Raw genomic sequence first — 14,561 nt, 5'->3', positions numbered from 1 at the left:
TAACCCTCACGGCCGACTAGTTATCTAGTTGGCCGTGAGGTCGTTAACGGGCCGTTTCGCTTGAACTATCGTGTGATCGTGTCGAGGAACAGCTTCGCGTAACGAGCGCTATCGATCCCGAGCGCCACATCAATTCGGCGGAAAAGGGGATCTCCTGCTCCGGCCTGGTCGTGGCCGGCCGTGCGATGATCCACGACCGTTTGTCCGCGAGTGAGAGGATCAGCCAGGCTCACTCGCACCGGCAGATGTGTGGTGCTGAGTCCATCCGGATCGATCGCAGCGCACACCGCGCCCGCATCGCCAATATCGCCGTGTCCATCACCGGCGACGCGCACCTCACTGCCTTTTACTGTGACCAAATGCTGCAGCAGGCGCCCGGCGAGCTGCGTGCCGGGTTCGGGACTGGCGGCGAGCCGAACGATGTCCTCAGGCGGGATTGTCACGGCATAGAACACATCCAAGCCATACATGGTGATGGGGACACCAGAGGTCAACACGATTTCAGCTGCCTCGGGATCGTGCCACGTATTGAACTCGGCAACCGCAGTGGCATTGCCGACAGAGGCTGAACCTCCCATGAAGACGATCCGCTCCACGTTGTCTAACACTTCTGGGTACAGTCGCACGAGAAGCGCAATGTTGGTCATCGGCGCAAGCGGCACGAGCGTTACCGGCGTCGGGCTCGCCAGAATTTCTCGACGCAGCAGTTCAACCGCGTGCAGTGGCACGACAGTGCGCGGCGACTCGGGTAAACCGAGGTCGCCAAGACCGTCAGCGCCGTGCACGTGAGCCGCTGAATGAGCCTCAGAGAGCAGCGGACGGTGAGCGCCTGCCGCAACCGGAATATCTCCCGCGCCCGCAGCATCCAAGACCGTCAGAGTGTTGCGCACCACCTGTTCGAGGCTCGCATTGCCGGCGACGCACGTGACAGCCCGCAGATTGACTCCCGGATGCCGCACCGCCAACAGGAGCGCGAGCGCGTCATCAATGCCGGTATCAACGTCGAGAATCATTTGCTGCATTCGGCAATGCTAATGGTCGCAAAGAGCCTGCCGACGCTGAGGCGACTGAGGGGAGTGGGGTGCCGTAGTGCTGCCGTGGCAAGCGCTGGGTGACGCTACTCCGCCACCAGCTCCGCTGCGTAGCCGCGCACCGAACGCTGATAGATCGGCAAATAGTTAGCCAAGGCCATCAGCGCGACCGAAGCCCCGAGCGTTGGATCGCCGCGAGTGGTGAGGGCAAGGGCGAGAAATGCGGCGGTTGGCCCCGTCCACTCATCGTCGGGATGCTCGTGCAACTGCTGCTCGAGCAAAGCAATCGACTCATCGACGCGATTGAGATTGCGCAGCGTACTCGCCAACTGGATGACCGCGCGTGGCCGCAGGGCGGCATCCAACCCATTGTTAAGAGCACTGCGGTACAGCGGCTCTGCCTCAGTCTCACGCCCGGCATAGTCGCGGGCGCCCGCTGCCTCGAACAACGCCTCAGCGTCGTCAGCGGCACGTTCAGCAACGAGCTCATCAATTGCCGCGACAACATCTCCCTCGGCCATAGTGGCGGCGTGGGCCCAAATATCTGCGATTCGATCGCGCCAAGTCTGCTGCATTTGGCGAGCCTACAAGCAGCCTCCGGCGACGCGGTACTTTGCCTAGGGCGAACACGCCAGAATAGCGGCGCGTACTCGGATAGATTCGTATCACGCGATAACTGAAATGGAGCGCAACAATGGCCCAACCGGCATTGGTCTCGAGCATCTTCGACCAACTCCTCAAGGACCGCATCATCTGGCTCGGCTCAGAGGTGCGCGATGCAAACGCGAACGAGATCTGCGCAAAGATCTTGCTGCTCGCAGCAGAGGATCCCAAGCGCGACATCTACCTTTACATCAACTCACCCGGTGGATCCATCACCGCGGGAATGGCGATCTACGACACGATGAAGTTCGTGCCGAACGACATCGTCACCGTCGGCATTGGCCTTGCCGCCTCGATGGGGCAGTTCCTGCTCTCCTCGGGCACCAAGGGCAAGCGCTACATCACCCCCAACGCGCGTGTGCTCCTGCACCAGCCGTCGGGTGGATTCGGTGGAACCGCTGCAGACATCCAGACTCAGGCTGGCGTCATCCTCGATATGAAGAAGCGCATGGCCGAGCTCACCGCCGAGCAAACAGGCAAGAGCGTCGAGCAGGTTCTCATCGACAACGACCGTGACAACTGGTTCACGGCCAAAGAAGCCCTCGAATATGGCTTCGTCGATCACCTCCGCGAATTCGCCTCCGACGTCGTTGGCGGCGGCGGAACTGAAGACAACGCAACCGGCAAGAAGGACTAATTATGGAGAACTTTAACCTCGGAGCACAGGCTCCCGCCGGCATTGGTCGTCCGGATGCTGATGCTCGCTACATCTTGCCGACGTTCGAAGAGCGCACGGCCTATGGCTACAAGCGTCAAGACCCGTACGCGAAGCTGTTCGAAGACCGCATCATCTTCTTGGGTGTGCAGATCGACGACGCTTCCGCTGACGACGTTATGGCTCAGCTTCTCGTTCTCGAGAGCCAAGACCCTGACCGCGACATCGTCATGTACATCAACTCACCCGGTGGATCGTTCACCGCGATGACGGCGATCTACGACACGATGCAGTACATTCGTCCGCAGATTCAGACCGTTGTTCTCGGCCAGGCTGCATCAGCGGCTGCCGTGATCACCGCTGGTGGAACCAAGGGAAAGCGTTTGGCTCTGCCCAACGCGCGCATCCTCATCCACCAGCCCAGTGGTGGTTCTGAAGGCTCGAGCCAGGCATCGGACATCGAGATTCAGGCTCGCGAGATTCTGCGCATGCGCGGATGGCTCGAAGAGACCCTGTCGTTCCACTCGAACCGCACTCCTGAAGAGATCAACAAGGACATCGAGCGCGACAAGATCCTGAGCGCAGCTGAGGCAATGGAGTACGGTCTCATCGACCAGGTGCTCACGAGCCGCAAGACGCTTCCGGCGATCACCAGCTAGCTTTTATGTTCCAACGTACTAAGGCCGCCACTCATTCAGAGTGGCGGCCTTAGTACGTTAACGCTTCGTTTCAGCGTCTAGCGTTGATGGAGTCTCGGTCGCTAGGACGCGTCGTGTTCGTCCTTCTTACGCTTCGCGGTGATCAAGAAGATCGCAACCCCCGCAACAAGCACGAGAGCGATAGCTCCACCGACGAGCACGATGGTGCCGGCGTCTGCTGTGGCGGCTTCACTGTCAGCGTCGTCCTGCGCTGTGTCGGGTGAATCTGCCGGGGGAGTGGACTCCTCCAGGGTTCCGCCTCCGCAGGCTGGAGGTCCGCTCAGGGGCTCAGTAACGACTTGTTCGGCCTCTGGTGCCCAGGTGAAATCTACCTCAGCAGACACAGTGTGGCCGTCGGCGGAAACCAATTGCCACAGCATTCGATAGTCGCCTGCTTCACCCAAGGTCGCGCCAGTTGACAACGTCGCGTCGCGGATGGTGAAGCAACCGTCACCGTAGTAGCCGCCCTCGGAATCCAAGATCTGAATCGCGAACCCACCACCGTCGTCAGCAAGATCGAGCAGCGTGTCGTTTGTGGTGACCGAAAATTCGTCGGGGAGCACGGTGAGGGTCTCGCCCTCAAGGGGGGTGCTCTCGACGAGATAGTTGTGGGCGTACGCGGGCGCGGCCACGAGCAGCGTGAGGGCTGCTAGCGTGACCGCGCCGAACGCGGCGCCGACGCGAATAACTCGACGCATGGGGTGAACTACTTCGCGGTGGGGCGGCGGAAAGCGAATGCGGCGACGAGACCGGCGAGACCAGCTACGAGGCCGGCGATGCCGAGACCGCGAGCGACGGCGTCACTGCTGCTTGAGGAATCGGCAGAGTGCATTTCCTCATCGGCCTCGTCAGCGTCGTGGTCGCCTTCGTCGCTGTCGGTTGCAGCGTCGTGGTGGTCGACCGCTTCGTCGTTGACGTAGAGGATCGGCGCAGGCTTTTCGGCATCCTCTTCAACACCGTTCCAGCTGACAACGCTTCCGTCGGTGTAGCTCTGGTCTGCAGCGAGCACAACACTTCCGACGTCGGGAACCGGGCCGAGGGAGACGGGGAGCAGCAGGAGTCCGCCATCACCGAGCTCTGAGCCGGCCTGCGCTGTCCACACGATCGAGGTCACAGCCTCGGTGATTTCGCTTTCGCCGATCATGACAGGCTCGGGCAGTTCGCTGCGCACGAGTTCAGCATCCCAGCCGGCTACCGGCACGAAACGCACGCTCGTGAAAGGAGTATCGGTGGGCAAGAACAGCTCTACCCGATTCGTTTGTTCCGTTTCCGATTCGTTCGGAACCTTGACGGTGATGAGTGAGTAATCGCCTGGTTCTGCCTGGCCGGGATCGATCGTGACGTGGGCCATGGCGGCGAGTGGTGCTGCAATGGCGAGGGCGGCGCCCGCAGAAAGTGCGAGTGCAGCTTTAGTGAAATTCTTCATTAGTTTCTTTCTCAAAAGGGGTCGCGATAGCGCGACAAATATCGGGGATGCTGAGCGGCGAAGTGCTAAACCGCGGGCACGGTGGCTGGTGGGCCCCGATAACGCATGATGGAGAGAACTCGGGCAACGAGCTGCGTTGCTGGCGCTGCTACTGGCACAACTCGGAATTCGAGAATGTAGGTTCCGGCGAGGGTTGCGGATGCGAGAAGCCGCGACACAAAGACGCGGGCAGTTTCGAACAATCCCCAGAACGCAACCTCGGCGTAGCGGAACATCAGAATTGTGATGACTGCGGCAGCGAGATGCGAGAGCGACATCGCGGAATCCGCTGTCTGGGCCGCCGAGGAGAAGTCAAAGGTCATGGCCGCCATGTTGTGCGGCGCGATGCCGTCTGGCGCCAGCATCGCGCTAAACAGTGTGTGGTAAAGCGCTTGGCTCGCGAGAATTGAAGCGCTCAGGCGAACGATTGAGACCGTGCGGCCGGCCAACAGTGTGCAAATAGTGACTGAGATGACGAGAGAGACGCCGATGCCGAACAGCGAGGGGGTGACGCCGCCCGCAATGTGATGCGAGATGGCGGCCGCGAAAGTTGCGAAGAGCGCCGCGAGACTGCCACGAAGCACGCGCATGGCACGGGTATGCATGGGGCTCCTTATCTCAAGCGGCGTTAGCCCCTCAAGCCTAGTTCGTATAGCGCTGTAGCGACGCCGGGGGAGCGTGGGCTGAGCCCCGGTGGGCGACTCGCCGAAACGCCGCCGGGAATTGTGACGGAGACTGAACGAATATCGGGTTAGGCTCGTAATCAAGGTATTTACTCAAGGAGAGGAACCGGCATGGCCCGAATTGGGGAAAGCGCGGACCTGCTCAAGTGTTCCTTCTGCGGCAAAAGCCAAAAGCAGGTACAGCAATTGATTGCCGGTCCGGGCGTATATATCTGCGACGAGTGCGTAGATCTGTGCAACGAGATCATTGAAGAGCGTCTTGCTGAAGCTGGCGAAGAAACGTCGAGCGAATTTGACCTGCCTAAGCCGCGTGAAATCTACGACTTCTTAGAGGAATACGTCATCGGCCAAGAAGCAGCCAAGCGCTCGCTTTCGGTAGCCGTCTATAACCACTACAAGCGTGTTCGTGCCCGCAACACCATCACGTCGGCGGATGCCGTGATTGATGATGTCGAGATCGCTAAGTCGAACATCCTGCTGATCGGTCCTACCGGTTGCGGAAAGACGTATCTCGCACAAACTCTGGCTAAGCGCCTCAATGTGCCCTTTGCCGTTGCGGATGCCACTGCGCTCACCGAGGCTGGCTACGTCGGCGAGGATGTCGAAAACATTCTCCTCAAGCTTCTCCAGGCTGCTGACTACGACGTCAAGCGTGCTGAGACGGGCATCATCTACATCGATGAGATCGACAAGATCGCTCGCAAGGCCGAGAACCCTTCCATCACTCGCGACGTATCTGGCGAGGGTGTGCAGCAAGCTCTCCTCAAGATTCTTGAAGGCACTGTCGCTTCTGTTCCGCCCCAGGGCGGTCGCAAGCACCCGCACCAGGAGTTCATCCAGGTGGATACCACCAATGTGCTCTTCATCGTTGCCGGCGCATTCTCTGGCCTCGAAGAGATCATCTCGAACCGCGCGGGCAAAAAGGGCATCGGCTTCGGTGCTCCGCTGCACAGCAAGGGCGACGATGTGAACCTCTTCGGCGAAGTTCTGCCAGAAGATCTCCACAAGTTTGGTCTCATCCCTGAGTTCATTGGTCGTCTGCCTGTTGTAACCACGGTTACGCAGCTCGACCAGGTGGCTCTGATGGACATTCTGACAACGCCAAAGAATGCGCTCGTGCGCCAGTACCAGCGCATGTTCGAAATCGACGGCGTTGAGCTTGAGTTTGAACGCGATGCACTCGAATCGATTGCTGATCTTGCCGTGCTGCGTCAGACAGGTGCTCGCGGCCTTCGTGCGATTCTCGAAGAAGTTCTCGGCCCGATCATGTTCGATGTTCCATCCGACGAAACTGTTGGCCGCGTCATTGTGACGAAGGCGGCCGTGTTGGAGAACGCAGCACCCACGATCATTCCTCGTGAGCCCGTGCGTGCCGAGAAGTCGGCCTAACCGCACCGCATAGAACCGCAGGCGACCCACTGGGTCGTCTGCGGTTTTTCGTTTTCGGACACGCACGCGACCGTGAACACGTCCCAATTGTGCCTATTGTCGCGCCGAAACGCTGGGTTGTCTGTGCCGGTGGTCTCGTGGCCATTGACAGGGGGCCGTACTTAATTCTATGGTTTGTTTAGTCCTGAACTAAGGGGAACCAATGGCGATTCGTCCGATGGCACGTACCGATGTAAACCGGTCAGCAATCCTTGCTCACCTGGGTGCACACGGTCCGGCATCCCGTGCTGAGCTTGCTCGCACGCTGAGCCTGTCACCGGCGCTCATGACGCAACTCACCAAAGATCTGCTTCACGACGGACTTTTGCGAGAACTCGAACACCAGGCATCGCAGGGCGGACGACCGGCACGGATGCTCGGCCTCGTCTCGAGCGCAGGGCGCGCGGTTGGCGTGAAGGTGGCCTCCGATCACGTGGCATTCGTTGAGGTCGGAATCGATGGCACCGTGCTGCGAACGGCTAGCGAACCCTTTGATGCCTCGGCGACCACGATGCTGATGTCACTTGCTGGGTTGCTTCGCTCCTTCATCGCTGGTGGCTCATCTGCCCCGCTCCTCGGCATCGGAGTCGGTGTTCCCGGCTCCGTCGATTCTCAAGCCGCGGGGGTAGTGAGTTCCACACAGTTGAAGTGGAACAACGTGCCGATCGGCGCCACTCTACGTCGCGAACTGGGACTCCCCGTTCTCGTGGAGAACAACGTGAACGCTCTCGCGATGGCGGAGCGTCTCTACGGTCTCGGCCGTCGTCATCGCAACTTTCTCGCCGTGACAATTGGAACCGGTATCGGCGCCGCAATCGTGATTGACGGTCTCATCGTTCGCGGCTTCGGCGGCGGTGCTGGCGAAATCGGACACATTCCGGTGCGTGACGATGGTCCCCGCTGCACGTGCGGAAACATCGGATGCCTTGAGACATTCGTATCGGAGAGCGCGCTAGTGGCGACGGCTCGTGATCGCAACATCATCGCTCCCGGCGCAGGAGTTGCGGCACTTCGTGACGCAGCAGATCGCGGGAATGCGGATGCCATCGCCGTCTTTGGCGAGGCCGGCCACCTGCTGGGCCGAGCAATTGCTGGGCTCGTTCACGTGGTTGATCCCGAGATCGTCATTCTGCTGGGGGAGGGCACAGCCGACTGGGGACACTGGTCCTATGGTTTTGAGCCGGCCTTTCGAGCGGCACTCATTCCCGCGCGTCGTGGTGTGCCCGTTGCTGTTGAGACGTGGCAGGACGCCAGTTGGGCTCAGGGTGCAGCCACGCTCGTGCTCGCGACTCCGTTCGATGCTGAAGGAATCGCCGGCGAGCAAGGCGACCTGGTTCGTCAGCGCCTTGTGCAGCAGGCGTCTCCGCAGGAGAACTCCTGATGGTTCTGCCGACCGTTCTCACAGCGCCAACGGCGCCACCACCGCAACGCGCACCCCTCAGCCGGAAGAAGAAACGCGCTAGTACCGGCTATGTGCTTACCGTGCTCGCCTTCCTGCTGCCGAGCGCCATCCCGCTGACCCTCTTCGTGCTTGGTCCGATGGTTGCGGCGGCGTGGATCAGCTTCACCGAGTGGAACCTCATCACTCCAATGGAGTTCATCGGATGGGAAAACTATCGTTCTCTTCTCGCCGACGAACGCACCGGGCAAGTCTTCCTGCACACTATCGGCTACATCGCTGGGTACCTGCCGCTCGTCTACATCGGGGGACTAGCATTAGCGCTCGCGCTCAACCAAGCGCTCAAAGGGCGTTCGTTCTGGCGAGGCATCTACTTTCTGCCTGTCGTCACAAGTTGGATCGCCGTGGCCATTGTCTGGCGTTGGCTCCTTAACCCCAACAACGGTGTCGTCAACCTCGCGCTTGGCTGGTTCGGCATCGATGGCCCCGGTTGGTGGACCGACCCCGACTGGGCAATGATCTCGATCATCCTTGCGAGCTCGTGGAAAGACCTCGGCTTCGTGATGGTCATCCTGCTCGCTGGACTGCAGACGATCAACCCTGATCTGTATGACGCCGCCAAAGTCGATGGCGCGGGGGCATGGAACCGCTTCTTCAACGTCACGATCCCGATGCTGAGCCCCAGCACGTTCTTTGTCATCGTGATCTCGCTGATCAACGGCTTCCAAGTATTCGACCAGGTCTATGCAATGACGGGCGGTGGACCGGGCGGATCAACGCAGGTGGTCGTGCAGCAGATTTACGACCTCACATTCCGCTATGGCGCTGCGGGCGAAGCATCCGCCCTCTCATGGTTGCTCTTCATCGTGATTCTCGCGGTCACCGTCATTCAAATTATTGGACAAAAGAGGTGGGTTCACTATGGCTAAGTCGCCGCGCACTCGCCCCCGGTCGATCGTCTTGCATGTCGTTGTCATCGCCGGCGCGATTGCGATGTTCTTCCCCTTCTTGTGGACATTCATCACCTCGATCACTCCGGGCGCTGGGTTCTCCATCGCTCCACAGCTGTGGCCCGAAAACCCATCATTCGAGGCGTACCAAACGCTGTTTACGGAGCGACCATTCGGTCGGGTAGTCGCGAACAGCATCGGGCTCGCCCTCGTGACTACGCTGGCGCAACTCTTCACGAGTGCCACCGCTGCCTACGCCTTCAGTCGACTACCGTTCCGCGGTCGCGGCGTTGTCTTCGCGGTCTACCTCGCGACCATGATGATTCCGCTTCAAGTGCTCATCGTGCCGCTCTTTGCTGAGCTCAAGGCATTCGGGTTGCTCGACACCTACCTCGGTGCTCTGCTCCCGACGTTTGCGAGCGCCTTTGGAATATTCTTGCTTCGCCAGGCCGTGAATCAGGTTCCCCGAGAGCTTGATGAGGCGGCGAAGCTTGATGGTGCTGGTCACTTTCGAGTGTTTACCCAAATCATCATCCCGAACATTCGCCCCGCACTCGCAACGCTGACCGTGTTCGCCTTCATGAGCAGTTGGAACGCGTTTTTGTGGCCACTCGTCGTGCTGCGCTCACCCGAGTTGCAGACACTTCCGATCGCTCTAGCGGGGCTTCAAGGTCAGTACACGACCGCGTGGGACGTCGTGATGGCTGGCTCGATCGTGAGCATCTTGCCGATGCTCGCGCTCTACATTTTCGCCCAAAAGTACATCATTCAGGGCGTCGCAAGCTCAGGGATCAAGTAAGGCCCCGAGGCACCAGAGATCCATTCATAACCTGACATCAAAGGAGATATCTAGCATGAAACGTTCACTACTTGCTGCGGGAGGAATCGTCGGCGTCTCAGCACTGCTGTTGAGTGCCTGCGCCAGCGAACCTGCCGCCGAAGACGGCCCTGTCACCATCACCTACTCGAACTTCACTTCTTCGGGCGGCAACGAAGACAACCTTCAGACGATCGTTGATGCGTTCGAGGCAGAGAACCCCAACGTCACTGTTGACATCACGACGCTTCCCTATGGCGACTACTTCACCACCCTCCAAACCGACCTCGCGGCCGGAACGGTGGCGGATGTCGTCGACACCAACTACGACTTCTTCCCCCAGTTGGCTTCGAGCGGTTCGCTCGCTCCTCTCGAAGTGACTAACCCCGAGTCATACCGTGAGTCGCTCATCGACGCGTATGCCGTTGACGGCACCAGTTATGGGCTGCCCAGTTCATTCTCCGATGTTGTGCTGTATTACAACGCTGACCTCTTCGATGCGGCCGGACTCGACTACCCGACGAGTGACTGGACCTGGGCTGACGAGCAAGCGGCAGCGGAAGCTCTCACTGACTCCGGAAGCGGAACCTGGGGCGACCACCAGCCTGTGTCGTTCTACGAGTTCTACAAGGTGCTCGACCAGAACGGTGCATCGTTCTTGAGTGACGACGGAACCTCCGTCGCGTTCAACACCCCGGCAGGTATCGAGGCAGCGGAGTGGCTCACTGACAAGAGCGGCACGGTAATGCCCACTATTGAAGAGGGTCAGGGCACAGCAGACTTCGACACGAACCTGTTCCTCGAGGGCAAGCTCGGCATGATGCACTCCGGCATCTGGGTCTTCGGCGCACTCGCCGACGCACCATTCACGTGGGACATCGCCGTTGAGCCTGGAAATACCCAACAGGCCAGCGCAGTGTTCTCTAACGCGGTCGGTGTGTCAGCAGCATCCGACCACATTGCCGAAGCGACCGCATTCGCAGAGTTCCTGACGTCATCCCAGACGATGATCGATGTTCGCCTCGATAGCGGTTGGGAACTGCCGCCCACGAGCGACGAAGATCAACTCGCCGTCTACCTGACCAAGGACACTCCGGCTAACCGCCAGGCCGTCTTTGACTCGCTTGACTCGATCGCGCTTACCCCACTGGTCGAGAACGGCCAGCAGGAGATGCAAGACATTGTCACCGAGGAACTGATCGAAGCACAGGCAGGACGCAAGTCCGTCGCCGACGCTCTGGCCAGCGCTGAAGAACGAATCAACGCCGTAATCGGATAGTACGTCTCCCGAGTGAGGCCCATCTTGTTGACGCGAGATGGGCCTCACTCCCAGCTGGCCCAGGAGGGCACTTCATGACTTCACGCCTGGACGACGAGTCCCTCGCGTCGCTCGCAGCGCACAGCGTCGAGCTGATCTCCACGTTGCAGCACCCCAGTGGGGCGTACCCCGCCAGCCCTACCTTTTCGGCATACACCGGCTACTCCTGGTTCCGTGACGGCGCCTTCATCGCTGACGGAATGTCGAGCGCCAACGCCGTCGAATCTGCCTCACGCTTCTTCGACTGGTGTGCGAGCATCCTTATCGCTCGCCGCACCCAGATTGAGACCATCGAGCGAGCCGAAGCGGCAGGCACTCCGCTCGATAACTCCCAGATGCTTGCTACCCGTTTTACCTTCGATGGCGCCGAGGGCGACGACGACTGGTGGGACTTCCAAACCGACGGCTTCGGCACCTGGATGTGGGCGGCAGTCGCGCACTCCCAGCGACACGGGCTCGATCTTGAGCGGTGGCGTGAAGGCATTGAGCTTTCCGTCCGCTATCTGCTCGCGACGTGGGAGCGCCCCTGCTTCGACTGGTGGGAAGAGTTTGAGACCGAGCGTCACGTGTCAACGCTCGGCTGTGTCATTGCGGGGCTGAGCGCTGCGGTATCCGCTGATGTGCTCCCCGCTGATATTGCCACTCGAGCGATGGTCGCCGCGACCGCTGCCAGAGAGATCATCGAATTGGACGGTGTTCGCGACGGTCACCTCGTCAAATGGCTGGGATCAGTTGCCGTCGATGGTTCCCTTGCCGCGCTCATCTCCCCGCTGGCCGTTGTGGATGGCGCGAGCGCTCTCGCCGCTGCTACTACCGCGCGCATCGACCACGAAATCACGGTCGACGGTGGTGTGCATCGCTACCGGGGCGACACGTTCTATGGCGGTGGCCAATGGCCGCTACTCAGTTGCATGCTCGGCCTGGCCTATGCGGCCTGCGGCGACACTGCACGCGCACGCAGCCAACTGGAATGGGCGGCCAGCACGGTGACTGCGGAGGGATTCCTGCCAGAACAGGTCGACGATGACCTGCTTGATCCCAGCCGTGTCGCCGAATGGCAGGAACGCTGGGGGAGTGTGGCGACACCGCTGCTCTGGAGTCACGCAATGTATGTGCGCCTCGCCGTCGAGATTGGCGTGTACTCACCACCAGCAGAGTGGCCGGCGTCACTCGCGACCACCGAAAATCATTTCAGAAACGAAAGCGAGACCGACTAGTGCTGAGACATAGACCACTGGGTTCGGGGCATCCGTACTCTGTCGACACCGAACAACGTCACCCCGCCGTTCCCATTGCGGGCGAGGCCCTCCGGCTCGGCGTGCGTGCCACAGCGGATGTCGACGTTGTCACTCTCGAATGGGATGACGGAGAGTCAGTCGCCGACTTCGCCCTCAAGCGAGTGCAGCAACGCTCGCGGGGCCAAGCCGTCGACGGCGGCCACCTCGCCTCGGCGCAAGCGAAACTGGCACGAACGAGCACCGGTTTCGCTGTTGATGTTTCCCAACTCCAAGCAACGGCCGGGTATCGCTATCGGTTCGTCGGTGGCCCAACGGCGGCACCGCGCTCGCAGTCCACCCGCTGGTTCGACGTGCGAGTGGCCGGATGGCGCGCTGCGCCCGATTCGATCGTTGCCGCTAACGAGACGGTTGGCCTTGTCGCCGGCAGCACCACTGTTCTCGACGACGGCGAACGCATCCACCGGGTTCGGTTCGCACTGCGGCTCGACGAGCGCGAGCACGTCTCCGGCTTCGGCGAACGATTTGACGCCCTCGACCAGCGCGGTGCGAGCCTCGACTCGGTCGTTTTCGAGCAGTACAAGTCTCAGGGTGCGGAACGCAAGACGTACCTGCCGATGCCATTCGCTCACGTCATCGGCGCTCGCGGGTGGGGCTTTCACGTGCGCACCAGCAGGCGTGTGTGGTTCGATGTTGCCGATAGCGATGCCGGCCTGCTGTGGATCGAATCAGAGGTTGATTCGCCCAGTGACGCCTCCGAAGTGCTGTCGGTTGGTGGCTATGCGGGAACGCCGGCGGAAGTTCTCGATCAGTTCCTCGGTGAGGTCGGGCGCCCCGAAGCGTTGCCGAGTTGGGTTCACCGTTTGTGGGCGAGCGGCAACGAGTGGAACACTCAAGCCGAAGTTATGCGTCAGATGGATGCGCATCGGGAGCACGGTATCCCGGTCGGATCTGTGGTTATTGAGGCATGGAGCGACGAAAGCACGTTCACGGTCTGGCGGGATGCGCAGTATGCGCCGAACGACAGCGGTGGGCCGCTGCGGCTCAACGATTTCAGCTTTCCCGCGGAGGGCGCGTGGCCCGACCCGAAAGCCATGATCGACGAGCTGCATGATCGCGATGTGCGCGTGCTGTTGTGGCAGATTCCCCTTATCAAGATGCGCCCGCATCCCGTGGGTCAAGCTCGGTTCGACGCCGAGGCGGCTCAGCGAGACAACGTGCTCATTCAGGATGAGACGCCGCGCGGTGTGCTCAAGCCGTACCGCAATCGTGGTTGGTGGTTCCCGCTCTCGTTGATGCCAGATCTCACCGATGATCGTTCTGCGCAGTGGTGGACGGAGAAACGTCGCTACCTTGTAGAGGACATGGGCGTCGACGGCTTCAAGACTGATGGTGGTGAGCACGCGTGGGGCTCTGAACTCCACTATCAGGATGGCCGCCGCGGCGACGAGAAGAACAACACATTCCCGGTGCACTACGCCCGTGCCTACGGCGAGCTCCTCAAGAGCGCTGGCAAAGCGCCAGTGACGTTCTCGCGCGCCGGATACACGGGATCGCAAGCCCACGGAGCTTTCTGGGCCGGAGATGAGAACTCCACGTGGGATGCCTTCCGCTGGTCGCTGTTCGCCGGGCTCAATGCGAGCGCGTGCGGCATCCTTTATTGGGGCTGGGATCTCGCTGGTTTCAGTGGCGACGTGCCCACGGCAGAGCTCTACGTTCGTTCACTCGCTGCCGCGGCCTTCGTGCCGATCATGCAGTACCACTCGGAGTTCAATCACCACCGATCACCGAGTCGTGACCGAACGCCCTGGAACATCGCCGAGCAATCGGGGGATGCACGCGTGCTCGAGATGAGCCGCAGCATCGTCGAATTGCGCGAACGGCTCGTGCCGTACCTCACCGCCGAGAGCGAGTGGGCTGTTTCTGCTGGCACGAACGTCATGCGGCCGCTGTTCTTCGACTGGCCTGACGATGAACGCCTCTGGGCACATCCGTTGCAGTGGATGCTCGGGCGCGACATTCTCGTATCGCCCGTGACTGACGAAGGCGCCACCGATCACACGGCGACTCTTCCTCGTGGCGACTGGATATACGCGTTCACTGGCGAACGGGTCGCGGGCGGCAGCGTCGATACTCGCGTAGTGCCGTGGGATCAGGTGCCCGTGTATGTGCGGGCTGAGGCCTGGGAGCGTCTGGCGCCTGTCTTTACGAGCTAGACA

The 14,561-nt window shown here is 60.7% G+C and carries 14 protein-coding genes; 9 read left to right on the top strand and 5 right to left on the bottom strand.

Features of this window, described 5'->3' with window-relative positions:
- Window positions 1–65: 65 nt before the first annotated feature.
- On the bottom strand, window positions 66–1,022 hold the full coding sequence (locus tag I6E56_RS03025) for a nucleoside hydrolase (RefSeq protein ID WP_231606219.1): 957 nt from the start codon (window positions 1,020–1,022) through the stop codon (window positions 66–68).
- Window positions 1,023–1,117: 95 nt separating this feature from the next.
- Window positions 1,118–1,606 carry a tetratricopeptide repeat protein gene (locus I6E56_RS03020; protein WP_197135952.1) on the bottom strand — a complete coding sequence of 163 codons (489 nt, stop codon included), beginning with the start codon at window positions 1,604–1,606 and terminating at the stop codon, window positions 1,118–1,120.
- Between the two features lie 119 nt (window positions 1,607–1,725).
- Here I6E56_RS03020 and I6E56_RS03015 point away from each other — a divergent pair, with 119 nt between their 5' ends.
- A complete protein-coding gene (locus tag I6E56_RS03015; RefSeq protein ID WP_197105930.1) occupies window positions 1,726–2,331 on the top strand; it encodes an ATP-dependent Clp protease proteolytic subunit in 606 nt (201 codons plus the stop codon).
- 2 nt (window positions 2,332–2,333) lie between these two features.
- Window positions 2,334–3,008, top strand: coding sequence for an ATP-dependent Clp protease proteolytic subunit (locus tag I6E56_RS03010; RefSeq protein ID WP_197135950.1), 675 nt, complete (start codon window positions 2,334–2,336; stop codon window positions 3,006–3,008).
- 101 nt (window positions 3,009–3,109) lie between these two features.
- On the opposite strand, the gene I6E56_RS03005 is transcribed toward I6E56_RS03010, so the two are convergent.
- The 3 genes from I6E56_RS03005 to I6E56_RS02995 form a co-directional block, all read right to left on the bottom strand.
- Window positions 3,110–3,745, bottom strand: a complete 636-nt coding sequence (locus tag I6E56_RS03005; RefSeq protein ID WP_197135948.1) for a copper resistance protein CopC — start codon at window positions 3,743–3,745, stop codon at window positions 3,110–3,112.
- Between the two features lie 8 nt (window positions 3,746–3,753).
- A complete protein-coding gene (locus I6E56_RS03000; RefSeq protein ID WP_197135946.1) occupies window positions 3,754–4,473 on the bottom strand; it encodes a YcnI family protein in 720 nt (239 codons plus the stop codon).
- A 65-nt stretch (window positions 4,474–4,538) separates the two neighbouring features.
- Window positions 4,539–5,117: a hypothetical protein gene (locus tag I6E56_RS02995; protein WP_197135945.1), complete on the bottom strand. Its 579-nt coding sequence runs from the start codon at window positions 5,115–5,117 to the stop codon at window positions 4,539–4,541.
- 189 nt (window positions 5,118–5,306) lie between these two features.
- Between I6E56_RS02995 and clpX the strand changes: the two genes are divergently transcribed.
- From clpX to I6E56_RS02965, 7 genes are all read left to right on the top strand, one after another.
- Window positions 5,307–6,584, top strand: coding sequence for an ATP-dependent Clp protease ATP-binding subunit ClpX (gene clpX / locus I6E56_RS02990; protein ID WP_197124245.1), 1,278 nt, complete (start codon window positions 5,307–5,309; stop codon window positions 6,582–6,584).
- A gap of 202 nt (window positions 6,585–6,786) precedes the next feature.
- Window positions 6,787–8,004, top strand: a complete 1,218-nt coding sequence (locus I6E56_RS02985; RefSeq protein ID WP_197135944.1) for an ROK family transcriptional regulator — start codon at window positions 6,787–6,789, stop codon at window positions 8,002–8,004.
- On the top strand, window positions 8,004–8,951 hold the full coding sequence (locus I6E56_RS02980; protein WP_197135943.1) for a carbohydrate ABC transporter permease: 948 nt from the start codon (window positions 8,004–8,006) through the stop codon (window positions 8,949–8,951). Before I6E56_RS02985 ends, I6E56_RS02980 begins: the two co-directional genes overlap by 1 nt.
- Window positions 8,944–9,771, top strand: coding sequence for a carbohydrate ABC transporter permease (locus tag I6E56_RS02975; protein WP_197124248.1), 828 nt, complete (start codon window positions 8,944–8,946; stop codon window positions 9,769–9,771). The genes I6E56_RS02980 and I6E56_RS02975 overlap by 8 nt, the downstream gene beginning before the upstream one ends.
- Before the next feature lie 55 nt (window positions 9,772–9,826).
- Window positions 9,827–11,068 carry a sugar ABC transporter substrate-binding protein gene (locus tag I6E56_RS02970; protein ID WP_197135942.1) on the top strand — a complete coding sequence of 414 codons (1,242 nt, stop codon included), beginning with the start codon at window positions 9,827–9,829 and terminating at the stop codon, window positions 11,066–11,068.
- A gap of 74 nt (window positions 11,069–11,142) precedes the next feature.
- Window positions 11,143–12,324: a glycoside hydrolase family 15 protein gene (locus tag I6E56_RS14950; protein WP_231606218.1), complete on the top strand. Its 1,182-nt coding sequence runs from the start codon at window positions 11,143–11,145 to the stop codon at window positions 12,322–12,324.
- Window positions 12,324–14,558 (top strand): TIM-barrel domain-containing protein, encoded by a 2,235-nt coding sequence (locus I6E56_RS02965; protein WP_307842746.1) that lies wholly within the window; start codon window positions 12,324–12,326, stop codon window positions 14,556–14,558. The genes I6E56_RS14950 and I6E56_RS02965 overlap by 1 nt, the downstream gene beginning before the upstream one ends.
- The last annotated feature ends 3 nt before the right edge of the window (window positions 14,559–14,561 follow it).

It is taken from the genome of Salinibacterium sp. NK8237 (assembly GCF_015864955.1).
Classification (GTDB): Bacteria; Actinomycetota; Actinomycetes; order Actinomycetales; family Microbacteriaceae; genus Rhodoglobus.
The sequence above is the reverse complement of the archived record's forward strand: the minus strand, read 5'-3'. Positions and strand labels throughout refer to the sequence as shown.